Source organism: Conexibacter sp. CPCC 206217 (assembly GCF_030646165.1).
In the GTDB taxonomy this organism is placed as follows: Bacteria; Actinomycetota; Thermoleophilia; order Solirubrobacterales; family Solirubrobacteraceae; genus Conexibacter.
In genome coordinates this window covers 15,829-37,272 of the sequence record NZ_JAUTDO010000014.1, presented here as the reverse complement: position 1 = coordinate 37,272, position 21,444 = coordinate 15,829, and the positions used below count along the sequence as shown (strand labels likewise).

The following is a 21,444-nucleotide window of genomic DNA, read 5'->3' as shown; positions in this document are numbered from 1 at the left end:
TGCTCTTAGGTTGTCAACTCGACGCCGCGAAAGCGGCGCGCCGGCGCGCTATCTGCGCGGCGGCTGACCCATCGCCCCGATCACGCCGATCGCCAATATCGCGACGACCGGGACGGACACGACCCCGAGCGCCGTGACCCCGTTCACGACGAGGTCACGCAGCGTCAGGAACGCGAGCACGGCGATGAACGCCAGCGACGCGCCCAGAATCGCGTTTCTCGTGTTCACGAGAGCGCGCCGCGAGCATGGGCGGGAATCGGCTTCGGTCGCTGCACGAGCAACTTGATCGCAAGCAGGCCGACGCCGAAGCCGCCGAGTTGGGCGAGGAACGCGGCCCCGCCGTCACCGGCGACGTCGCCGAGCGACGTCGCCGCCAGCAGCGCCTGCAGCGCGAACCACACGGCCAGCAGGACCAGCGCCGGCAGTTCGACGAGCCCGGCCAGCAGCGGCAGCGGGACGACGCTGAGGACGCGGGCGCGCGCGTACAGGACGGCGTAGCCGCCGAGCACTGCCGCGACCGCGCCCATCGCCCCGACCGTCGCCGCCGGCGCGACCGCGTCGCCGTCCAGCAGCGCCTGCAGGCCGAACGCGACGCCGCCGCCGAGCAGGCACAGCAGCGCAAAGCGCGGACGCGACATCGAGTCCTCGACGCTGGGGCCGAACCACCACATGAACAGCACGTCGACGAGCAGCACGAGGAAGCCGCCGTCGTGCAGCACGAACCAGGCCGCGACGTTCGCCGCGATCAACGCGATCGTGACGATCGGCAGACGATCGGTCGGGAGGTTGTCCTTGAGCGGGAGCACGTGCGTCGCGGTGCGGCGGTGCGGGCTCCACGACCGCGCGTCGCGTCGCCGCGTGCGCGCCGGAAACCCGCGGAGCCGCAGGCTACTACGCGGCGAGCGGCCCGACGCCGGGCTGCTGCTGCGGGACGTGCTGGTCGGCGTGGTACGAGGAGCGCACGAGCGGGCCGGCGGCGATGTGGTCGAAGCCGAGCTTGTAGGCCGCGTCCTCCAGCGCCTTGAACTCGTCCGGGTGCCAGTAGCGCACGACCGGCAGGTGGCGCTCGGTCGGGCGCAGATACTGGCCGACCGTGAGGACCTGCACGTGGTGCTCGCGCAGGATCTCGAACGTCTCGACCATCTCCTCGAACGTCTCGCCCAGGCCGACCATCAGGCCCGACTTCGTCGTCACCTCGTCGCCGCCCATCAGCTTCGCGTTTCTCAGCACCCGCGCCGAGCGCAGGAACTTCGAGCCGCGACGGGCGACGGGGTAGAGGCGCGGGACGACCTCGCAGTTGTGGTTGAAGACGTCCGGGCGCTCGGCGATCACCTTCGCCAGCGGCATCTCCTGGCCGCGGAAGTCGGGCGTCAGCACCTCGACCTTGCAGTCCGGCGCCTGCATCCGGATCGAGCGGATCGTGCCGACGAAGGCGGAGGCGCCGTAGTCCGGCAGGTCGTCGCGGTCGACCGACGTGATGACCGCGTGGCGCAGCCCCATCTTCGCGACCGAGCGGGCGACGCGGGCCGGCTCGAGCGGGTCGTTCCAGGTCGGCTTGCCGGTCTGCACGTTGCAGAAGCCGCAGCGGCGCGTGCAGGTCTCGCCGAGGATCATGAACGTCGCGGTGCCACGCTCCCAGCACTCGCCGACGTTCGGGCAGGCCGCCTCGACACACACGGTGTTGAGGTTCTCCGCCTTGATCATTCTCGTCAGCTCGCGGTGCTTGGGGCCACCCGGGGCCGGCACCTTGAACCACGACGGCTTGCGCTCGCGGAACGGGCGCACGTCGGGGCCGAGCACCTTCAGCACGTCCATCCCGCCGGGATTCGAGCGGGAGCGGGTCTGATGCTTGCGTTCGTCAGTCGCGCTCACGATCCGCTAAGGCTAGTACACCGCTGCGCGAACGACGTTCCGGGCTCCAGCGCGGCGTTTTCCGGCGCTTCACGACCCGCTTGCGGGTGCCGAGGGAGGGTCAGCCCGCCGCCGGCTCCGGCTCGGGCAGCTCGACCCCGAGCGCGCCGCGGTCGACCTCGACCGCGCGCACGCCGAAGCGCTCCGAGAAGCGTCTGACGACGTGCGCGGAGAAGCGCTCGACCGTCGCGGAGGGCTCGCGCGTGAGCGCCAGCGGCTCGCTCGCGGGCGGGTGCGTGCGGGCCGTCTCGCCGCGCTCGTCGGCGATCGAGGTCATCGTCACGCCGGGCAGGCCACAGGCCGTGACCCACTCCCACGGCCGCATGTCGTTGTCGACGTTGGCGGCGAAGCCGTGCGTCGAGACGTGCTGCGCGACGTGCACGCCGACCGACGCCAGCTTGCGCTCGCCGTCGACCCACACGCCCATGTAGGCGGGGCCGTCGTCCTCGCGCGCGTGCGCGGCGATCCCCTCGTCGGCGAGCGCGTCGACGAGCGTCTGCTCCAGCAGGTGCACGTGCGCTCTCACCTCCTTGACCCGCACGATCGGGTAGCCGACCAGCTGGCCGGGGCCGTGGTAGGTCAGCAGGCCGCCGCGCGGCACCGTCACGATCTCGACGCCCTGCTCGGCGTACCACTCCGGGGCGAACGACAGCTCGCCGTCTCTGGAGCGGCGCCCGCGCGTGTAGACCGGCGGGTGCTCCAGCAGCAGCAGCACGTCGGGCAGCTCGCCGTCCTGGCGCTTGACGCGCAGCGCCTCCTGCAGCTGGAGCGCTTCCTCGTACGCGACGACTCCGAGTCTGACGACCCAGAGCGTCTCCTTCACCGGCTTGTGTCCCATTCAGCTTCGCTCCCAGCGTTCCAGCCGCCGTCGCACCGCGCCGAGGAACTGCGCGGCGAGCACGCCGTCGAGCGCGCGGTGATCCCAGGAGAGTCCGAGGATCGTCTGCGGGCGGATCGCGATCATGTCGTTGCCGTCATCGTCGCTGACAACGATAGGCCGCTTGACGATCGCCTCGAGATCGAGGATCGCGACCTGCGGCTGGTTGATCACCGGCGTCGCCATGATCGAGCCGTGCTGACCGGGGTTGGTGATCGTGAACGTGCCGCCGTGGACCTCGTCCGGCGCGAGCCTGCCGGAGCGCGCGCGCTTGGCCAGATCCATGATCCGCGTCGCGAGCCCCTCGGCCGACAGCTCCTGCGCGTCGCGGATCACGGGGACGATCAGGCCGCCCTCCCTGCCGAGGCTGACGGCGATGCCGAGATGGATGCGGCGGTGCTGCTCGTAGCGCTCGCCGTCGAGCGTCGCGTTCAGCGCGGGGAACTCGTGCAGCGCCTCGATCGTCGCGCGCGCGACGATCGGCAGCGCGGTGATCCCGCTGAGGTCGCCGACGCGCGCCTGCTTGCGCGCGTGCTCGACGCGCCCCATGTCGACCTCCATCCAGGTCGTGCAGGTCGCCGCGGTCTCCAGCGACCGCTTCATGTGCTCGCCGATCTGGCGGCGCATGCGCGAGAGCGTGCCGGAGCCGTTCGCCTCCGGCGCCGGATCCGGCCTGTACGGGCTCTCGATGTGCAGCGGCGGATCCGCGGCGGGCGCCGCCTGCGCGACGAACGCGAGCACGTCCTGCTTGCGGACGCGGCCGTCGCGGCCGGTGCCGGCGACCTGCGTCAGGTCGACGTGGTGCTCCGCAGCGATTCGCGTGACGACGGGCGAGTAGTGGCGGCTGTGCCCGTTGCCGTTGCCGTTCGTCGCCTGGGCCGGCGCAATCGCGGGCGCGGGAGCGGCGGCCGTCGCAGCACCTTCGCCCGCCGCGATCCGCGCCAGCACCGTCCCGACTTCGACCGTCTCGCCGACGGCGACGACGATCTCGCGCAGCACGCCGCTGGCGGGCGCCGGCAGCTCGGTGTCGATCTTGTCGGTCGTGATCTCGCAGATCGTCTGCTCGGCGGCGATCTCCTCGCCGATCGCGACCTTCCACTCGACGACCGTCCCCTCGACGACTGAGACGCCCATCTGCGGCATCTCGACGTCGACCAGGCCAGCGGCGGCGGTGGCGGGCTTAGTACGCGAGGAGGTCACGACACGCCTCCTTGACGCGCTCCACGCCCGGCAGGACGGCCTGCTCCAGCGGCGGGCTGAAGGGGATCGGGACGTCCGGCGTCGCGATCCGCACGACCGGCCCGTCGAGGTCCTCGAAGCCGCGCTCGGCGATCAGCGCCGCGACCTGGGCGCCGGCGGCGCAGGTCGAGTTCGCCTCGTCCAGCACGACGACCTTCGAGCACTTCTTCACGGACGCGAGGATCGCCTCCTCGTCGAGCGGCACGAGCGAGCGCAGGTCCAGCACCTCGACCGCGGCGCCGTCGAGCTGCTCCGGCGCGGTCGCCTCCAGCGCCGTGTGCACCATCGCGCCGTAGGCGATCACGACCAGCTCGTCGCCGGCGCGCGCGACGCGGGCGCTGAAGTCGGTCTCGTACGCGCCCGCCGGCACCTCGCCCTTGACGCGCCGGTAGAGGTTCTTGTGTTCCAGGTAGACGACCGGGTTGGGGTCGCGGATCGACGCGATCAGCATTCCCTTCGCGTCCTCGGGATTGGAAGGGGCGACGACCTTTATGCCTGGAGAGTGCATGAACCACGCCTCCGGGTTCTGCGAGTGGAACGGGCCGCCGGAGAAACCGCCGCCGCTGGGCAGCCGCACCGTGATCGGGACGGCGAGGCCCTGCCGGTAGTGCATCTTGCCCGCGACGTTGACGAGCTGGTCGAAGCCGCATGCGACGAAGTCGGAGAACTGCATCTCGCAGACCGGGCGCATGCCGACGACCGCGGCGCCGACCGCGGTCCCGACGATGCCGGACTCGGCCAGCGGCGTGTCCATCACGCGTCCCTCGCCGAACTCCGCGAGGAAGCCGTCTGTGACCTTGAACGCGCCGCCGAACTCGCCGACGTCCTCGCCCATCACGAAGACGCGCTCGTCCGCGCGCATCTCGTCGCGCAGCCCGTCTGAGATCGCCTGCAGGTACGTCAACTCGGGCATCAGGACTCCCGCGCGAAGCCGCTCCAGGGCGCCCGGCCGTCGCCGAGCGGGACCGCCTCGCCGACGGCGAAGACGCCGTCGGTCGCGGTCGCCGGGTCGGGCATCGGCGCGGTCAGCGCGCGCTCGGTCGCGGCGTCGACCTCGGCCTGCACGGCGTCGCTCAGCGCGGCGACGTCGAACGGCGGCGCCAGCGCCGTCAGCCGTCTTTGCTGCAGCTCGATCGGGTCGCGCTCGCGCCAGCGCTCGAGCAGCTGCGGCGGCACGTATCTCATGTCGTCGTGCGCGGCGTGGCCGTGCATCCGCATCGTGACCGCCTCGATCAGCGTCGGGCCGCCGCCGTCGATCGCGCGGGCGCGCGCCGCGCGCGTGACCTCGAACATCGCCTCGGCGTCGTTGCCGTCGACCCTCACGCCCGGCATCCCGTACGCCCGCGCGCGCTCGATCGGCTCGACGGCGAACTGGCGCGCGAGCGGCGTCGAGTAGGCGTACTGGTTGTTCTCCAGCACGAAGATCACCGGCAGCCGCTGCACGGCCGCCCAGTTGAGCGCCTCGTGGAAGTCGCCGCGCGAGGTCGAGCCGTCGCCGAAGAAGGTCAGCGCCGCGCGCGCCTCGCCGCGCAGCTTGAACGCCATCGCCATGCCGGTCGCGACGAGCATCATGTCGGGCAGCATCGAGACCATCCCGACGACGCCGCGGTCCCTGTCGCCGAAGTGGACGTTGCCGTCGCGCCCGCCCGTGACGCCGGTCGCGCGGCCCATGTACTGGGCGAGGATCCGCTCGGGCTCGGTGCCGCGCACGATGTGGGCGGCGAGGTCGCGATGCAGCGCGCAGATGCGATCGGCCGCCGCCATCGCGAACGTCGCGCCGGCCGAGACGGCCTCCTGGCCGTAGCCGTCGTAGAAGGAGCCGGGGACCTTGCCCTGGCGGTAGAGGCTCATCGCGCGCTGCTCGATGCCGCGCATCATGAGCATCGTGCGGAGCAGTTCGACCCGGTCGTCGCGGGTCAGGTGCGCCGGTACGTCAGGTACGTCGTCCGCCGTCGCTGCCGCCGGTTGCGCAGTCTGCGTCGCCATCCTGCCTCACCCTTTCGATTCGTGAACCGGAGCGGGATCTCCGTCCGGCTCCCTGCGTGCTCTTCCGGGGTCTCCGATCGGGCACGACCACAGGGGACACATCACCTTGGAGGCTACTCCTCCGCCGACCCCCCGACCGGGTGGGTGAGGTCGCGTTCGTCGGAAGGTCACGCATCCGACCTGCGCCATCGCTGTCGCAACGGCTGGGGGCGATCCGCTCGCGCGGGGCCTAGGATCCATCAACGATGAGAAACCTCCTCGCCGGGATCCACGACTTCAAGCGCGAGGGCTTCCGCAGCCAGCGGTCGCTGATGGAGCGCCTCGCGCACGACGGGCAGAGACCGCAGATCGCGCTCGTCAGCTGCTCCGACTCGCGCGTGCTGCCGGAGATGTTCACGCAGGCGGCGCCAGGAGACATCTTCCTCGTGCGCAATGCCGGCAACATCGTGCCGGCGAGCGGCGGCGACGCGCCCGGCGAGGCCGCCTCGCTCGAATTCGCCGTCGAGGTGCTGGGCGTGCGCGACGTCGTCGTCTGCGGCCACACCCACTGCGGTGCCGTCGACGCGATCCTCAGACCGGAGACGATCGAGGGCCTGCCGACGCTGGAGCGGTGGCTGCTCAGCTCCCAGGAGACGGGCAAGATCGTGCGCGAGCGCTACGCGCACCTGCACGGCGACGCGCTGATGCGCGTGGCGGTCGGCGAGCACGTGCTCGTGCAGTTGGAGCACCTGCGCACGCTCCCGTTCATCGCAAGACGCCTGAAGGAGCCCGACTTCGCGATCCACGGCTGGGTCTACGACATCAAGACCGGCGAAGTGCAGGTCTACGACGTGGATCAGGGCATGTTCAGACCACTCGCCGAGACGGTCTCCTAAGCAGGTCGCGCCACTGCGGCGCTGCAGCCGCTCACACGCGCGCCGGGGCGTAGGCTGGGTCGGTGGATTCGACGGAGCGCGTGTGGTCGTCTCGGCTGCGCTGGCGCCTGCGCGGGGCGGCGCTGGCGCCGCTGCTGGCGGTGCTCGTCGTCGTCGACGGGCTGCTGCTGGCGCGGCTGCCGATCTCCGGCGAGGGGCCGGATCTCGTCGGCGGGCTGCTGCTGGCCGCCTTCCTCAATCTGCTCGCCGTCGCCGCGCTGGCGCCGCTGGGCGGGGTCGTGCTGCGCACGGCGCGGCCGGACCTGCCGGGCTTCGTCGCCCGCGACCGCGTCGGGATCGTGCTCGTGCTGCTGCTGACCGCGGGCCTGTTCACCGCCGGCCTGCTGCATCGCGGCGAGCTGCGGCGCAACGCGGCGGCGCAGACGGAGGCGCTGGCGCGCGGTCGCGCCTGGATCGGCGCGCAGCAGGACGCACCGGCCGAGTTTCGCCGTCACGTCGACCTCGCCGACGTCGTCGCGATCGTCGACGGCAGCCTCTACCGCGTCTGCGTCCCGCGCGTGAGCGATCCCGACAGAGCGTTCTGCGCCGTCGTCGACGTCGTCGCGACCTACCCGGCCGGGATCAGATTCGGCGGCGCCGAGTCCAACGCCCACTTCGCGGCGGGCACCCGCTAGCCCCGTCCGATTTCCACCACCGAAGAATTGCTGCTGCTGAGGGGTGGCGATCTGTCGGTCCGCCGGGCGAGCGGCGTGGCGCGGCGCGCGGGTCAGGCGGGCGGCAGCGGCTCCGGCGGCGGCGCGCCGCCGGGCGGCTCGTCCTGCGGCGCCAGCTGCAGCTGCCACCAGCCGACGTCGCGCCAGGCGCCGGCCTTCCAGCCGATCGCTCTGTAGACGCCGACCTGCTCGAAGCCGAACGACTCGTGCAGCCCGACGCTGCCGGGGTTGGGCAGCGTTATGCCGGCGCACGCGACGCGCAGGCCCTGCGCGCGCAGCGCGTCCAGCAGCGCCGCGTACAGCTCGCGGCCGACGCCCTTGCGGTGGTACGCCGCATCGACGTAGACCGACACGTTCGCGGCCCAGCGGTAGGCGACGCGCGTCATGTGCTGAGCCGCGTAGGCGTAGCCGGCGACGCGACCGTCGCGCTCGCAGATCAGGAACGGGTGCACACGGCTCAGCTGCGCGATCCGCTCGCCCATCTGCCCGGCGTCGGGCGCTATCTCCTCGAACGAGGCGGCGCCGTCGCTGACGGACGGCGCGTAGATCGCGGCGCAGGCGGCGCCGTCGCGGGCGGGGTCGGCGGGGCGGATCATCGCCAGCACTTTGCCATACGACCCGTTCCTCCGACGCGCGAGCGGCTGACGCGCGCCCGCTCGCGCAGATCGTCCCGCACCGCTGGCGATGATGGCGCCCGCGCGGTCGCGCGCTGTTCCGCCCGTCCATGGACAGGATTAGGGTCCGAGGACGACCATCCGCGGCAGGAGGATCAGCATGAGCGAACGGGACAGCTACGAGCACGGTGTGCCGTGCTGGGTCGACCATGCGTCCGAGAGTCCAGCGAGCGCCGCGGTCTTCTACAGCGAACTGCTCGGCTGGACGACCGAGGAGACGATGCCCCCGGAGGCGACCGCCAGCTACCTGATCGCCCGCCTGCGCGAGCGCGACGTCGCCGCGATCAGCTCACAGGGCCTGGAGGGCGCGCCGCCGGCCTGGAACACCTACGTCGCGGTCGACGACGCCGACGCGGCCGCCGAGCGCGCGAGCGCCGCCGGCGGCAACGTGCTGGCGCCGCCGTTCGACGTCTTCGACGCGGGGCGGATGGCCGTCGTGCAGGATCCCGGCGGCGCGGTCTTCTCGGTCTGGCAGGCGAACAGACACCGCGGCGCCGGGATCGTGAACGAGCCGGGCGCGCTCGCCTGGAACGAGCTGACGACCCGCGCCGTCGACACGTCGCTGCCGTTCTACGCGGCCGTCTTCGGCTGGCGCAGCGCTGCGCTGGAGATGCCCGCCGGGCGCTACTTCACATGGCATCTCGCGGGCGACGGCGAGCCCGATCCGCAGAGCGCGATCGGCGGCCTGATGCCGATGGACGGCGACCTCTGGCCGAGCGACCTGCCGGCGCACTGGATGACCTACTTCGCGGTCTCCGACCTCGACGCGAGCACGCAGCTGGCGACGACGCTCGGCGGGCTCGTCGCGGTCGCGCCGTTCGACACGCCCGCCGGCCGGATCGCGGTTCTCAACGATCCTGTCGGAGCGGCGGTCTCGCTGATCCAACTGCCGGCGCCGGCCCAGCCGTAGCGGTCTGCGCGTCCGTCGGGGCGGTGTCGGTCTCACCGCCGAGGACCGCCCCGACGGCCGCGCAGAGCACGAGCACGAAGCCGGTCCCGACCAGCCACGAGACGAGCGCGATCGCGATCCCGATCGAGCCGTAGCGGTCGGCCGAGGAGGCGATCGCCTCGGGCATGTAGACGATCGAGCCGACCGACAGCGCGGTCATCCCGACCGACGTCAGCAGCGCGGTCGGGATCAGTCTGTGCCACTCGATGCGTCTGGCCAGCAGCACCCACGGCGTGAACAGCCACAGCGCGGCGCCCGTCGAGAGGATTATCACCAGCGACGCGACCGGCCCGGTCTCGTCCAGCAGCCACTGGCGCACCGACCCGACCAAGGTCGCCCAGACGACGACTCCGGCCAGCCACCTGAGGCCCGCGACGGTGCCGAGCCAGCCGCGCGCGTCCAGCCGCCAGGCCAGCTCGTAGAGCCGTTGCAGCGCGCGCGTGAACGACAACGCCGACCCGAACAGCAGCAGGACGCCGAAGACCGAGATCGCGCCGCGCGAGGTCTCCGGCTCGGCGAACACCTGGTTGACGAGGTCGGCGGTCGAGCCGGACAGCTTGAAGCGCTCGATCAGCGTCTCGCCGATGCCGTCGGCACCGGGCATGTAGGCGTTGACGATCACCAGCAGGGGCACCAGCGCGGTGAACGCGAGCGAGCCGAGCGCGACGGCGCGGTCGACGAACTGGATCCGGATCACGCGATCGGCGCAGGCGCGCAGCAGCTCGACCGCGCGCGCCGGCACGGTGCGGCCCGCGATCGGTCTGCTGAGCCAGGCGAACGGGTCCCTGGGACTCGTGCTCATGCCCAGTCTGAGGGAACGTCCGCGCCGCCCTCCTGCGCGACGCGGGCACCGAAGCGCACGAACGCGGGGTGCGGCGAGATGCGGCCGGCGACGAGGCTCTCGCCGAGCCCGAAGCCGGTCGCCTGCTCGATCAGCGCCGGCGGCACGAACGAGAAGACGCTGGCCGCATGGGCCGCGTCCGCAGCCGAGTTCAGTCGCATCAGCACGAGGTTGTCACATTGCGAGACGACGTTCGGGTGGACCTTCTGGGGCCGCTGGGTGGAGACCAGCAGGTAGATCCCGAACTTGCGCCCCTCCGCCGCGATTCGCACGGCGGCGTCGGTCGCCAGCGCGGTCAGCGGGTTCTCCGGCGCGGCTGGGCAGACGTTGTGCGCCTCGTCGATCACGACGAGCACCGGTCTGCGCTGCTGGCGGCGCGCCCACAGCCCTTCCAGCAGCGCGCCGCTGACGAGCGCCTGCTCGGCCGGCTCCGGCAGCGAGCCGAGGTCGACGACGAGGCAGCGCCAGTCGTCGCGGTCGAGCGCGTCCAGCAGCGAGCCGGGCCGCTCGCGCGCCCACACGGCGAAGCGGTCGACGCCGAGGTTGCGGGCGCGGGTCGCCAGCCGTCTGCCTTCGCCCGCGAGCGCGCGCCCGAGCGCCTCGACGTCGCCGGGGCGCTCGCGCAGCAATTGCGCGAGGTCGGAGTACTCCTCGCGGTCGTCGATCGGGTCCAGTCGCAGCAGCGCCGCGTGGGCGGCCGGGCTCAGCTCGGGGAAGCGCAGGCGCAGCGGCTCGTCGAGCGGGTGGGTGGGGACCGTCGCCGCATGCACCGCGATCCGCGCCGCCGCGCTCGCCCACGTCTGCGCGACGCCCGGGTCCGCGCGCGGATGTGCCTCGCGCAGCCGCACGAAGTCGGAGTTGGGGTCGAGCACGATCACGCGCAGCTCGGTGTTGATCAGCAGCTGCTCCAGCACGACGCCGAGCGAGTACGTCTTGCCGGAGCCGGACTGGCCGCAGAAGAACGTGTGGCGGTCGAAGCCGCGCGCGTCGATCGCGTACGGGACCCCGTCGGCGCGTGCCAGCTCGCCGATCGGCAGCGGCGCGCGGGCGCCGCGCGCGGCCAGCCAGGCGGCGACCCTGCGCGGGTCGGCCGGGCTTGCGAGGTAGTCGTGGAAGGCGGTCGGATCGTCGTCGACGAGCCGCCCCTCGCCACGCGCGCAGCGCACGATCAGCCGCGTCGAGATGCTCGGGACGTCGTCCTGTGCGCTCGGCAGCGCGAGGTTCGCGGCCTCCTCGCGCACCAGCTCCAGCGACTCCAGCTGCCCGAGCCGCTCGTGCCCGGCGTCGTCGCGCAGCGTCACGTAGCCGCCCGGCCGCAGCTGCAGGTCGTGCAGCGACGCCTGCAGCGAGAATCTGCGCCCGTCGAGCGAGCTGGCGAGCGGCAGCAGCGCCCGCTCGACCTGCTCGCGCAGCGCGCGGTACGCGGACATCCGCTGCGGCAGCGCATCCATCGCGCTCACGCGGCGTCCTCCTGCTCCCGCACGATCTGCTCCCGCAGCAGCCACACGCCCGCCAGCAGCAGCACGCCGAACACGACGATCGGCAGCGGGCGCCGCAGGACCGTCAGCGGGCCCCAGGCGAGCAGCACGAGGTAGATCAGCGCGGCGCCGCCGAGCGCACCGCTCAAGGGGACCGCCAGCGCGGGAGCTGTCTTCGCTCGCAGCCAGCTGGCGCGCGGGCCGGGGCCGGCGAGCCAGGCGCCGAACCCGCCGACGGCGCCGACGACGATCGTAACCACCGCCAGCTCCGCCAGCAGCGAGGTCACGATCCGCCAGATCGCCTGCGCCGTCGGGACGTACGGTCCGTCGGCGGCGACCGCGTCGACCAGCACGTGGCCGCCGATCCGCCGCGCGACGAGCACGATCAGGCCGGCTGTGAAGAGCGCCACGGCGGTGCCGAGCACGGCGCGCCGCCGCGCTCTCGGCGCCCACCAGATCGCCGCCGCGTACAGCAGCAGCGCCAGCACGCCCGGCAGCCACGCGAGCGTGCCGAGCACGTCGCCGAGCTTGCGCAGCGTGTCGAGCTGCTTCGGTCTCACCAGCACGATCCGCCCCGCCGGCTGCGGCAGCCGCTCCAGCCGGTCGCCGCTGAAACCGGCCTGCTGCGCGACCTGGACCGCGAGCGGGCGCAGGTCCAGCACGACGCCGGTGCCGTTGACGACGGTGCCGTCGCCGTCGACCAGTCTCACGAACTGCCGGTGCGTGATGCGGTTGGCGTCGACCCACAGCTGCTGCACCTTCGGCGTGTCGAGCAGCCGCTGGGTCGCCCGCTGCGCGGCCTCGCGCACGAGCGCCCCGGCCTGCGGCGCCAGCGGCTGCAGCCGCGGCGGCAGCACCTCCTGCAGCAGGTCGGTCGCGCGCGAGCCGTCGGCGACCTGCGCCGCGATCGCGTCGGCGACCGGATTGCGGATCGAGTCCTCGCGCAGCAGCGCGGCGCTGGTGCTGGTCCAGTCGTCGGTGTTCAGCAGCTGACGGTCGGCCCATGCGCCCAGCAGCGCGAGCACGGTCAGGACGCCTGCGAGCCCGATCAGGATGCGGCTGCGAAGCGGCATGGGCGCAACGCTATCTGGAGTGGTGGGCGTCGTGGTGGGCACGGTTGAACCCCGGTAGGTTCGCGGTGGATAATTTGCGCATCGCCAATTTCACGAACGGAGAGTGCCATGTTTGTGCCCCGGCGGCGACCGCTGATGCGGGCCGCGATGATGGGCGGTGCCGGCTACATGGCCGGCAAGCGCGCCGCGAGATCGAGCTACCGCGAGTCCGACCAGGAGCAGCGGTTGGAGCAGCTGGAGCAGCAGCAGGCCGCTCCTGCGGCGCCGGCGCCCGTCGCCGCGCCCGCGCCCGCAGCGGCGCCCGCGGGCGGGGACCTCGTCACGAAGCTGAACGAGTTGAAGGGGCTGCTCGACGCCGGCGCGCTCACTCAGGCCGAGTTCGACGCGGCCAAGGCGAAAGTGCTCCAGGGCGCCTGAGAGGATCACGAGAGATGACTTTGGGACCGATGCAGCTCGTCGTCTTCGGCTTCGACGGCGGCGAGCCGAGAGGCGAGCTGCTGGCGGAGCTGCAGCGGCTCGCCGAGCAGGACATCGTGCGGCTCGTCGACGTGCTGGCCGTGCGCAAGGCGCATGACGGCACCGTGCAGCTGCTGGAGGTGCAGGCTGCGGCCGACGGCGACGCGGAGCTGGGCAAGCTGCTGAGCGCGCTGACCGGCCTGCAGGCCGAGGCGGACGCCGGCCTGCCCAGCCACGCGGAGCAGATCGAGGCCGACGACGAGGACATCTGGTTCGTCGCCGACGCGATCCCGCCCGGAACGGCGGCCGCGATCGCGCTGCTGGAGCACCGCTGGGCGATCCCGCTGCGGGAGAAGCTGCAGGGCCTCGGCGGTCAGATGCTGGCCGAGTCGTGGGTCCACCCGCTCGACCTCGAGGCGATCGGGCTGAACGCCTGAACAAGTCGGAGGGGGGAGCGGAGCGATCGCGCGCGACGGTGGTGTGCGGGTCGCGGTCGTGCGCCTGGTCCGGCGAATTCCGGGCGCGCGACCGTTGCCCCGCTCAATCTGATCTCGCCTCGCCGACCGCCGGCAGCACCTCGCGCACGATCGTCAGCAGCCCGCGCGTCATCAGCACGCGGACCTGCTCGCGCGTCGCGCGTCTGCCAGACAGCCAGTCGGCGACCGCGACCTGCGCGAAGCCGGTGTAGGCACGCAGCACGAAGCGCACGTGCGGCGGCACGTCGGTCGCGCCGAAGTGGTTGACGAGCATGCGGTCGACGATTCTGTCGCGCATGTCGTCGACGACCGCGGCGACGGCGGGGTCGCGGTCGATCGAGGTCAGCGACGCGATCGCGTAGGCGATCTCCTGGTTGGCCTCCATGAAGTCGAGCCAGGCGACGACGTTGCGCGCGACGACCTCCTCGATCGGCAGTCTCAGGTCGGTCCGCGGGACGATGCTGCCGAGCTCGCCGAACTGCTGCAGGACGGCGAGGAACAGTTCGCGCTTGCCGCCGAAGTAGTGCGTCACGAGCGCGCGCGAGACGCCCGCCTCCTCTGCGATCGCCGTGATCGAGACGGACGCGAACGGGCGCGTCGTGAAGAGACGTCTGGCGGCGGCGACGATCTCGCCGCGACGGGCGTCGGGATCGAGGCGGCTCCAGCGGGGAGGGTCCGTTCTCACCAGTCCCACCCTACCCCGTGCATGCGCGCCAGTTCCCCGCACGGAAAGCTCCACACTTGTGGAGTTCGAGAGTCGGCTTATTGACCTGGCGACAACGAGTCCGTAGCGTCCGCCGGGCAGGAGCGCGAACGGCGCTTCCCCCTCCCGAAAGGACCACAGATGGCGACGCTGACAGTGTGGAAGATCAACGACCCCGCCGGTGCCGAGCAGTCGATCGAGAAGCTCGAGCAGCTGCAGAAGCAGGGCCTGATCAAGATCCATGACGCCGCGATCGTCAGCTGGGAGGAGGGCAAGAAGAAGCCGAAGACCCGCCAGCTGAACAACCTCGCCGGCGCGGGCGCGATGGGCGGCGCCTTCTGGGGCCTGCTGTTCGGCCTGATCTTCTTCATCCCGCTGCTCGGCCTCGCCGTCGGCGCCGCCGCGGGCGCGATCGCCGGCTCGCTGACGGACGTCGGCATCGACGACAGATTCATCGCGCAGGCGCGCGACAGAATCACGCCGGGCACGTCGGCGCTGTTCCTGCTGACGTCGGACGCCGTGCTCGACAAGGTCGAGGCCGAGTTCGACCTCTCCAACGCCGAGCTGCTCTACACGAATCTCTCCAACGAGGACGAGGCCAGACTCCGCGAGACCTTCGCCGAAGAGGCGTAAGCCGCTTCACGGAATCGCACCATGGATGACGAGCTGGTCGGCCTGGCGCTCGTCGTCGTGCTGGCCGTCGGCGCGCAGCTGCTGGCTGCGCGCCTCGTCATCCCCGCGATCGTCCCGCTGCTGGTCGTCGGCGTGCTCGCCGGCGACGTACTGAACCTCGTCGACCCCGAGGCGCTGCTGGGGCCGGCCTTCACCGACGCGATCTCGATCGCCGTCGGGATCATCCTCTTCGAGGGCGCGCTCGGGCTGCGGCGCGAGGAGCTGGCCGGCCCGGTCCGCTCCGTCGTCGCGCGGCTCGTCTCGATCGGCGCGCTGGTCACCTGGGTCGGCGCCGCGCTGCTCGTCGACGTGCTGCTCGACGTGCCGCACGCGATCGCCATCCTGATCGGTGCGATCGTGATCGTCTCCGGCCCGACCGTCGTGCTGCCGATGCTCGACTTCATCCGGCCGATCGGCTCGGTCCGCTCGGTCCTCAAGTGGGAGGGGATCGTCGTCGACCCGGTCGGCGCGATCTTCGCCGTCGTCGCGTTCGACGCGCTCGACTTCTCCGGCGGCGGCATCTCGCTGCGCGTGGGCGACTTCGCGTTGACGCTGGTCGTCGGGCTCGGCTGCGGCGCGGCCGGAGCGCTGCTGCTGATGCCGCTGCTGCAGGCGCGCTGGCTGGCCGACCGCCAGAAGGTCGCCGCGACGTTGATGGCGGTCGTCGCCGCGTTCGCCGCCGCCGACGTGCTGCGCGAGGACGCCGGCCTCGTCGCGGCAATCGCGATGGGCGTCGCGCTGGCGAACCAGAAGCGCGTCGAGATCGAGCGGATCGTCGAGTTCAAGGAGACGCTCGGCGCGATCCTGCTCGGGCTGCTGTTCATCATGCTGTCGGCGACCGTCGACCTGACCGACGTGATCGACCTCGGCTGGCCGGCGCTCGTCGTCGTCACCGGGCTGGTGATCGTCGTGCGGCCGCTCGGCGTGCTGCTGTCGACGGCCGGCACCGGGCTGCCGTGGCGCGAGCGCGCGTTCGTCGCGACGCTCGCCCCGCGCGGGATCGTCGCCGCCTCGACGGCGTCGGTCTTCGGGCTGGAGCTGGCGCAGCAGGGCGCGCCGGGCGCCGACAAGGTCGTGCCGATCGTCTTCACCGTGATCGCCGGCACGGTCGGCGTCTACGCCGTGCTGGCGCCGCTCGTCGCGCGCTCGCTCGGGCTGACGCACGGCGAGCCGGCCGGGGTGCTCGTCGTCGGCGCGGCGCCGTGGGCGCGCGCGCTCGCGCGGGCGCTGGGCGAGGCGGGCGCCGACGTGCGCATGTGGAGCCCGGACGCCGGCGAGGCCGCCGCCGCGCGCGCCGAGGGCCTCGTCGTCTGCGGCGACCCGCTGCTGGGCGACGGCGCCGTCGACGACGACCCGCTCGACGAGGCGATCGGGCTCGTGCTCGTGACGACGCCCGACGACGCGCTCAACGAACTGCTGACCGCGCGCTTGGCCGGCGAGCTGGGCGCCGCGCGCGTGTTCGCGCTGCCCGCCGCCGACGGCCGCCCGGAGATAGTCGCCCGCAACCGCACGCTCGAACCCGCGCTGTTCGGCGACGGCGCCAGCGCGCAGGAGCTGGCGCAGCGGTTCGAGGCGGGCGCGCGGGTGCGCGTGGTCGAGACGGACACGCCTCCCGCGGGCGCGGCGCGCGTGGAGATCGCCGCGGCGGACGCCGCCGTCCTCCCACTCCTCGTCGTGCGCGAGAGCAGACGCAACGGCGCGCTCGCCGTGCACCCGTTCGCCGCCGGCGACCTGCCGGCGCGCCATCCCGGCGACGTCGTGCTGGCGCTTGCGTGAACCGCTCAGTCGACTCTGCGGCGGCGCAGGTTGCCGACGAGCATCGCGATCACCGTGACGAGGTAGATCTGCCCGACCAGCATCGCGATGACCGCGAGCGCGCGGCCGAAGGAGGTCGCCGGCGTGAGGTCGCCGTAGCCGGTCGTCGTCATCGTCGTGAAGGCGAAGTAGACGTGCTGGCTCTGCGAGCCGTCGGTTCCCTGCGCGAAGAACGCGTTGCCGCCGATGTGCCCGCCGACCGTCACCAGCTCGGAGATCAGCAGCCCGAACAGCAGGTAGACCGCGAGCGCACCCGAGACCGCTCTGATCGTCACGCCCTGCGTGCGCAGCATCCGCGCCAGCCCGATCACCAGTTCCGACAGCGTGCCGCCGATCAGCACGACGCCGAGCGCCGACCCGATCCACGGTGACACGGCGTCGAACACGACCGCGATCGCGACCGCGAGCGCGACGACCCCTGCCGTCGCGGCGGTCGAGCCGCGCAGCACCGCATCGCCGCGCGCGGTCATCACGATCACGAGCAGCATCGACGTCGTCAGCAGCAATCCGATCGCGCGGCTCAAAGGTCGATCGGGCGTGACGATGAAGAAGACGACGGAGATCAGCGCGAGCACCAATACGACGCCGTAACGATATGCAGCTTCCGGGTGTGGTCTGATGCGCATGACGGCGCACAGCATCGCGGTCCGGGCGGCGGCATGTCGAATCCAGCGACGACAAGAGGAGCACCATGGGGAAGCTGAGGATCACCGAGGAGAATCGCCGCTGGTGGATCCTGATCACGATGACGGGCTCTCTGTCGATGATCCTGATCGACCAGACCGTCGTCTCCGTCGCGCTGCCGACGATGCAGCGCGACCTCGGGCTGTCGACGACCGGCGTGCAATGGGTCGTCAACGCCTACCTGCTCGCGATCGCGGTCTTCGTCGCACTCGGCGGACGGGCCGGCGACATCCTCGGCAACGTCAGAGTCTTCCGCGTCGGCGCGTTGACGTTCGTGCTCGCCTCCGCCGCCTGCGGCTTCGCGCAGTCGGAGACGTGGATCATCGTCGCGCGCGCGATCCAGGGGATCGGCGCCGCGATGATGACGCCCGCCAGCGGCGCGATCGTGATCAACTCGTTCGGTCCCAGAGAGCGCGGCCGCGCGATGGGCGTCTACGCCGGCGTCTCGATGATCTTCCTCGCGCTCGGGCCGCTGATCGGCGGCCTGCTGGTGCAGGGCGTGACGTGGCGGGCGGTCTTCTTCGTCAACCTCCCGGTGGGGCTCGTGATGCTCGTGCTGGCGCAGACGACACTGCGTCCGGACAGACCGCAGGGCGGCAGCGTCGACTGGGTCGCCGCGCCGCTGATCGTCTTCGGGATCGGCTCGCTCGTGCTCGCGCTGATGCAGTCGCGCACGTGGGGGTGGGGCTCGCCGCAGACCGTCGGCCTGCTGATCGCGGCGGCGTTGCTGATCCCGGCGACGATTCTCTGGGAGCTGCGCCAGACGGCGCCGCTGGTGCAGCTGCGGCTGTTCGCCAATCACAACTTCACGGCGGACAACACGGTTCTCGCGGCGGTCCAGTTCGGCCTCACCGGCGTTTCCGTCTTCGGCGCGATCTGGGTCCAGGACGTGCTCGGCTTCGGCCCGATAGAGGCCGGCCTGTCGCTGCTGCCGCTGACGCTCCCGCTGTTGGTGATCGCGCCCCGCTCCGGCGCGCTCTACGACAGAATCGGCCCGCGCCTGCCGGTCGCGACCGGCGCCGGGCTGGTCGCGATCGCGCTGATCTGGAACGCGGCCGCGATGAGCAAGCTGTCGTATCCCTGGATCGTCCCCGGCTACCTGCTGATGGGGATCGGCCTCGCGCTCGTGATGGGTCCGGCCAACACCGACGCGATGAACGCCGCGCCGGCCGCGCTGCGCGGTCAGGCCTCCGGCGTGATCCAGACGATGCGCCAGGTCGGCGCGACGCTCGGGATCGCGCTGATGGGCACGGTCGTCGCCAACGTCCAGCTGTCGCAGGTCCAGGACGTGATCGCGCAGCAGAGAGTCCCCGCCGCGGACGTCTCGCAGCTGGAGGCGGCGCTCAACTCCAGCGGCGGCGCGGCCGGCAGCGGCGGCCCGTCCGCCGCCGACATCCCGCCCGCGCTCGCGCACGACCTGCGCGAGGCGGCCACGACCGCGACCTCGAGCGCCTACTACGTCGCCGCCGGCGTGCTGCTGCTCGCGACCGTGCTGGCCGCCCTGATGCTGCGCCGCCAGAGAGCGGCCGACGCTGACGGAGACGACGCGAGCGCGTACGCGGCGGTGGGGTGAGGGTCCTGAACGCAAAGAGGACCGAAGGATCGCTGCTGCTCTACCGCAGCGATCCTTCGGTCCTCGGTCGCCGCGGCGCTAGAACGCCAGGGAGAAGGGCGTTTCGAGCAGCTCGCGAACGCGGGCGAGGAACTGGGCCGCCTCGGCGCCGTTGAGGATGCGGTGGTCGGCGGCGATCGTGATGCTCATGCGCTTGCCGGGGACGACCTGGCCGCCTCTGACGACGGGGACGTCGCGCAGCGCGCCGACCGACAGGATGCCGGCCTGGCCCGGGACGATCACGGCCGTGAACTCGGTCGTGCCGAACATGCCGAGGTTGGAGACCGTGAAGGTCGCGCCCGACAGCTCCGGCGGCGTGATCTTGCCGGCCCGCACGCGCGTGGCGAGGGCGCGCGCGTCACGCGAGATCTCGCCGAGCGCCTTCTTGTCGGCGTCGAACACCGTCGGGACGATCAGCGCGTCGTCGGTCGCGACCGCGACGCCGACGTTGACGCGGCTGTACAGCTCCCACTTGCCGTCTCTGTAGCCGCCGTTGGCCTTCGGGAACTCGCGCAGCGCGAGCGCCGCGGCCTTCACGACCATGTCGTTGAACGACGGTGCGCGCAGGTTCTCCGTCGCGGCGGCCTTCATCTGCTCGCGCAGCGAGACGGCGGCCTCCATGTCGACCTCGGTCGTCACGGTGTAGTCCGGGATCGTCGCCTTCGACTCGGCCATGCGGCGCGCGATCACGGTCTGCGTGCGCGTCAGCTCGACGATCGTGACCTCGCCCTTGCCGCTGCCGGAGTCGCCGGAGACGACCGGGCCCGGGATCTCCTTCGCGGGCTTGGCGGGGGCGGCGGGCGCAGCCTCTGCGGCCGGCGCCGGCTCGGCCGCGGCCGCGGCGGCCGCCGGAGCGGACTTCGCCGTGCCGGCGGCGTCTTCGACGTCGGACTTGACGATCCGGCCGCCGGGGCCGGTGCCGGACACGGCAGCGAGGTCGACGCCCAGTTCCTGCGCCAGTCGGCGCGCGACGGGCGAGGCCTTCACGCGGCCGTTGCCGTCGCCGTTGCTGGCGCCGGAGTCGTCGCTGGGAGCGGGCGCGGCGACGGTCTCGGTCGCCGTCTCGGCAGGCGCGGCGGGCGCATCCGTCGCAGCGGCGGCCGCGGCAGCGGCGGCCTTCGGCGCCTCTCTCTTGGCCGGCGCCGGCTCGCTGCCGTCGCCGATGCGCGCGATCGGATCGCCGATCGGCAGCGTCGCGCCTTCCTCGGCGATGATCTCCAACGTGCCCGCGGCGTCCGCCTCGTAGGTCATGTTGGCCTTGTCGGTCTCGATCTCGACGATCTCCTCGCCACGCTGCACCTCGTCGCCGGAGGCCTTCAACCACTTGATGATCGTGCCCTCCTCCATCGAGTCCGACAAGCGGGGCATCACGACATCCGGCACGGCGGGTTCCTTTCGATACGACCTACGCTTCTCCTGTGCCGATCTGATATCGGCCGTGCTCGCCACGATAGCGGAGCAGACGCTCTCGGCCATGCCCGCCGTCGCGGCGATCTCCTCAGCTCGGGGGGTGGGAGCTACCGCCCCCCGCGTTCCTGCGCAGCGCGCCAGGCGGCGATGAAGTCGTCCGCTTCCAGCCGTCCCATGTCCTCGCGCAGCGCCCGTGCCAGACGCGACGCGGCGCGTGGCTCCAGCTCCCAGAACAGGACCGCCTCGCCGCTGTCGATCTCGACGACCTCGATCCGGTCGGTGCGGTCCGGCGCGGCGAGGAAGGCCGGCCCGCGGCCTTCCCGCGCGACGATCAGCTCGTAGGCGCGATTGGCCTTCATGCGTCCGCCGATCTGAGCGCCTCCGCGATCGCCGCCGCCCGTGCGATCTCGGTCTCGAGCACGTCCGCGAGCACGCCGACGCCGGCGTCGCCGTGGAAGACCTGGCCCTCCCACGTCAGCGCCGGCACGCGCTTGACCCCCGCAGCGACGGCCGCGACCGTCGCGAGGTCGAGCGCGGAGCCGAGCGCCGGGCGCTCCAGCGCCTTGGCGACCGCGTTGGGGTGCAGTTCGCAGGCGGCGCCGGCGATCAGCAGCGTCTCGTCGTCGGCCAGTTCGCGGCCGCCCGCGTACGCCTGCCTGAAGGCCGCCAGCGAGAAGGCGACGACGCGGCCGAGCTGCTTCGCGTAGGTCGCGACGATCAGCGCGCGGCGCGTCTCGCCGGGCCAGTGCGCCGGCCAGCGCAGCGGCTGCAGGCCGCGTCTGGCGGCGAGCGCCTCCAGCGCGACGCGGCGACCGGGCCGCTCGGAGACCCTGCCCTCGGGCAGTCCGTCGGCGGAGATCGGGATCCACTCCGGCACGATCGGCAGCGACGCGATCACGCGCTCCGCGGCGATATAGGACTCGGGGTCGCCGAGGTCGTAGAAGAACTGCGGCCGCGCCCCCTCTGCAGGGGACACGGCCGCGGGATGGTGCGTGACCGG

At 72.3% G+C, this 21,444-nt stretch carries 24 protein-coding genes; 8 read left to right on the top strand and 16 right to left on the bottom strand.

Annotation, left to right across the window (positions count from 1 at the left end):
- Window positions 1–48: 48 nt before the first annotated feature.
- The 7 genes from Q7L65_RS25680 to Q7L65_RS25650 all read right to left on the bottom strand — a co-directional run bounded on the left by Q7L65_RS25680 (window position 49) and on the right by Q7L65_RS25650 (window position 5,902).
- Window positions 49–228: a hypothetical protein gene (locus Q7L65_RS25680; protein ID WP_304726012.1), complete on the bottom strand. Its 180-nt coding sequence runs from the start codon at window positions 226–228 to the stop codon at window positions 49–51.
- Window positions 225–806 (bottom strand): rhomboid family intramembrane serine protease, encoded by a 582-nt coding sequence (locus tag Q7L65_RS25675; RefSeq protein WP_304726011.1) that lies wholly within the window; start codon window positions 804–806, stop codon window positions 225–227. The genes Q7L65_RS25680 and Q7L65_RS25675 overlap by 4 nt, the downstream gene beginning before the upstream one ends.
- Window positions 807–891: 85 nt before the next feature.
- Entirely contained in the window at window positions 892–1,872 is a 981-nt protein-coding gene (gene lipA, locus Q7L65_RS25670) for a lipoyl synthase (RefSeq protein WP_304726009.1), read from the bottom strand.
- Between the two features lie 100 nt (window positions 1,873–1,972).
- On the bottom strand, window positions 1,973–2,749 hold the full coding sequence (gene lipB / locus Q7L65_RS25665; RefSeq protein WP_304726007.1) for a lipoyl(octanoyl) transferase LipB: 777 nt from the start codon (window positions 2,747–2,749) through the stop codon (window positions 1,973–1,975).
- Window positions 2,750–3,988, bottom strand: coding sequence for a dihydrolipoamide acetyltransferase family protein (locus Q7L65_RS25660; protein WP_304726006.1), 1,239 nt, complete (start codon window positions 3,986–3,988; stop codon window positions 2,750–2,752).
- Window positions 3,969–4,940 (bottom strand): alpha-ketoacid dehydrogenase subunit beta, encoded by a 972-nt coding sequence (locus tag Q7L65_RS25655; RefSeq protein ID WP_304726003.1) that lies wholly within the window; start codon window positions 4,938–4,940, stop codon window positions 3,969–3,971. Before Q7L65_RS25655 ends, Q7L65_RS25660 begins: the two co-directional genes overlap by 20 nt.
- Window positions 4,940–5,902: a thiamine pyrophosphate-dependent dehydrogenase E1 component subunit alpha gene (locus tag Q7L65_RS25650; RefSeq protein WP_304726000.1), complete on the bottom strand. Its 963-nt coding sequence runs from the start codon at window positions 5,900–5,902 to the stop codon at window positions 4,940–4,942. Before Q7L65_RS25650 ends, Q7L65_RS25655 begins: the two co-directional genes overlap by 1 nt.
- A gap of 356 nt (window positions 5,903–6,258) precedes the next feature.
- On the opposite strand from Q7L65_RS25650, the gene Q7L65_RS25645 reads away from it, so the two are divergent.
- Window positions 6,259–6,888: a carbonic anhydrase gene (locus Q7L65_RS25645; RefSeq protein ID WP_304725998.1), complete on the top strand. Its 630-nt coding sequence runs from the start codon at window positions 6,259–6,261 to the stop codon at window positions 6,886–6,888.
- Window positions 6,889–6,950: 62 nt separating this feature from the next.
- Window positions 6,951–7,562 (top strand): hypothetical protein, encoded by a 612-nt coding sequence (locus Q7L65_RS25640; protein ID WP_304725997.1) that lies wholly within the window; start codon window positions 6,951–6,953, stop codon window positions 7,560–7,562.
- A gap of 92 nt (window positions 7,563–7,654) precedes the next feature.
- Here the strand turns inward: Q7L65_RS25640 and Q7L65_RS25635 are convergent, their stop codons facing one another.
- Window positions 7,655–8,197, bottom strand: a complete 543-nt coding sequence (locus Q7L65_RS25635) for a GNAT family N-acetyltransferase (protein ID WP_304725995.1) — start codon at window positions 8,195–8,197, stop codon at window positions 7,655–7,657.
- 178 nt (window positions 8,198–8,375) lie between these two features.
- Between Q7L65_RS25635 and Q7L65_RS25630 the strand changes: the two genes are divergently transcribed.
- A complete protein-coding gene (locus Q7L65_RS25630; RefSeq protein WP_304725994.1) occupies window positions 8,376–9,185 on the top strand; it encodes a VOC family protein in 810 nt (269 codons plus the stop codon).
- On the opposite strand, the gene Q7L65_RS25625 is transcribed toward Q7L65_RS25630, so the two are convergent.
- Genes Q7L65_RS25625 through Q7L65_RS25615 form a run of 3 tightly spaced genes read right to left on the bottom strand, consistent with a single transcriptional unit; the run spans window position 9,124 to window position 12,616 of the window.
- Window positions 9,124–10,026, bottom strand: a complete 903-nt coding sequence (locus Q7L65_RS25625) for a YhjD/YihY/BrkB family envelope integrity protein (RefSeq protein WP_304725991.1) — start codon at window positions 10,024–10,026, stop codon at window positions 9,124–9,126. The two genes, Q7L65_RS25630 and Q7L65_RS25625, sit on opposite strands and share 62 nt — an antisense overlap.
- Entirely contained in the window at window positions 10,023–11,516 is a 1,494-nt protein-coding gene (locus Q7L65_RS25620; protein WP_304726163.1) for an ATP-binding protein, read from the bottom strand. Before Q7L65_RS25620 ends, Q7L65_RS25625 begins: the two co-directional genes overlap by 4 nt.
- A gap of 5 nt (window positions 11,517–11,521) precedes the next feature.
- Window positions 11,522–12,616 carry a hypothetical protein gene (locus Q7L65_RS25615; RefSeq protein ID WP_304725989.1) on the bottom strand — a complete coding sequence of 365 codons (1,095 nt, stop codon included), beginning with the start codon at window positions 12,614–12,616 and terminating at the stop codon, window positions 11,522–11,524.
- A 135-nt stretch (window positions 12,617–12,751) separates the two neighbouring features.
- Here Q7L65_RS25615 and Q7L65_RS25610 point away from each other — a divergent pair, with 135 nt between their 5' ends.
- Together Q7L65_RS25610 and Q7L65_RS25605 are read left to right on the top strand one after the other, a co-directional pair.
- Complete coding sequence (locus tag Q7L65_RS25610; RefSeq protein WP_304725987.1) at window positions 12,752–13,033, top strand: SHOCT domain-containing protein; 282 nt, start codon at window positions 12,752–12,754, stop codon at window positions 13,031–13,033.
- A 14-nt stretch (window positions 13,034–13,047) separates the two neighbouring features.
- Window positions 13,048–13,509 carry a DUF6325 family protein gene (locus tag Q7L65_RS25605; protein ID WP_304725985.1) on the top strand — a complete coding sequence of 154 codons (462 nt, stop codon included), beginning with the start codon at window positions 13,048–13,050 and terminating at the stop codon, window positions 13,507–13,509.
- 103 nt (window positions 13,510–13,612) lie between these two features.
- Here Q7L65_RS25605 and Q7L65_RS25600 read toward each other — a convergent pair whose 3' ends face one another.
- Window positions 13,613–14,233, bottom strand: a complete 621-nt coding sequence (locus Q7L65_RS25600; protein ID WP_304725984.1) for a TetR/AcrR family transcriptional regulator — start codon at window positions 14,231–14,233, stop codon at window positions 13,613–13,615.
- Window positions 14,234–14,392: 159 nt separating this feature from the next.
- Between Q7L65_RS25600 and Q7L65_RS25595 the strand changes: the two genes are divergently transcribed.
- Entirely contained in the window at window positions 14,393–14,884 is a 492-nt protein-coding gene (locus Q7L65_RS25595) for a DUF1269 domain-containing protein (RefSeq protein WP_304725983.1), read from the top strand.
- 21 nt (window positions 14,885–14,905) lie between these two features.
- On the top strand, window positions 14,906–16,699 hold the full coding sequence (locus tag Q7L65_RS25590) for a sodium:proton antiporter (RefSeq protein WP_304725981.1): 1,794 nt from the start codon (window positions 14,906–14,908) through the stop codon (window positions 16,697–16,699).
- Window positions 16,700–16,704: 5 nt separating this feature from the next.
- Here Q7L65_RS25590 and Q7L65_RS25585 read toward each other — a convergent pair whose 3' ends face one another.
- The gene (locus Q7L65_RS25585; RefSeq protein ID WP_304725977.1) at window positions 16,705–17,364 is read right to left on the bottom strand and encodes a potassium channel family protein; all 660 of its coding nucleotides are present in this window, start codon (window positions 17,362–17,364) and stop codon (window positions 16,705–16,707) included.
- 65 nt (window positions 17,365–17,429) lie between these two features.
- Between Q7L65_RS25585 and Q7L65_RS25580 the strand changes: the two genes are divergently transcribed.
- Complete coding sequence (locus tag Q7L65_RS25580) at window positions 17,430–18,995, top strand: DHA2 family efflux MFS transporter permease subunit (protein WP_304725974.1); 1,566 nt, start codon at window positions 17,430–17,432, stop codon at window positions 18,993–18,995.
- Between the two features lie 78 nt (window positions 18,996–19,073).
- On the opposite strand, the gene Q7L65_RS25575 is transcribed toward Q7L65_RS25580, so the two are convergent.
- The 3 genes from Q7L65_RS25575 to Q7L65_RS25565 form a co-directional block, all read right to left on the bottom strand.
- A complete protein-coding gene (locus Q7L65_RS25575; RefSeq protein WP_304725972.1) occupies window positions 19,074–20,402 on the bottom strand; it encodes a dihydrolipoamide acetyltransferase family protein in 1,329 nt (442 codons plus the stop codon).
- 149 nt (window positions 20,403–20,551) lie between these two features.
- Window positions 20,552–20,803: a hypothetical protein gene (locus tag Q7L65_RS25570; protein ID WP_304725970.1), complete on the bottom strand. Its 252-nt coding sequence runs from the start codon at window positions 20,801–20,803 to the stop codon at window positions 20,552–20,554.
- Complete coding sequence (locus Q7L65_RS25565) at window positions 20,800–21,420, bottom strand: DsbA family protein (protein WP_304725968.1); 621 nt, start codon at window positions 21,418–21,420, stop codon at window positions 20,800–20,802. Before Q7L65_RS25565 ends, Q7L65_RS25570 begins: the two co-directional genes overlap by 4 nt.
- Between the last annotated feature and the right edge of the window lie 24 nt (window positions 21,421–21,444).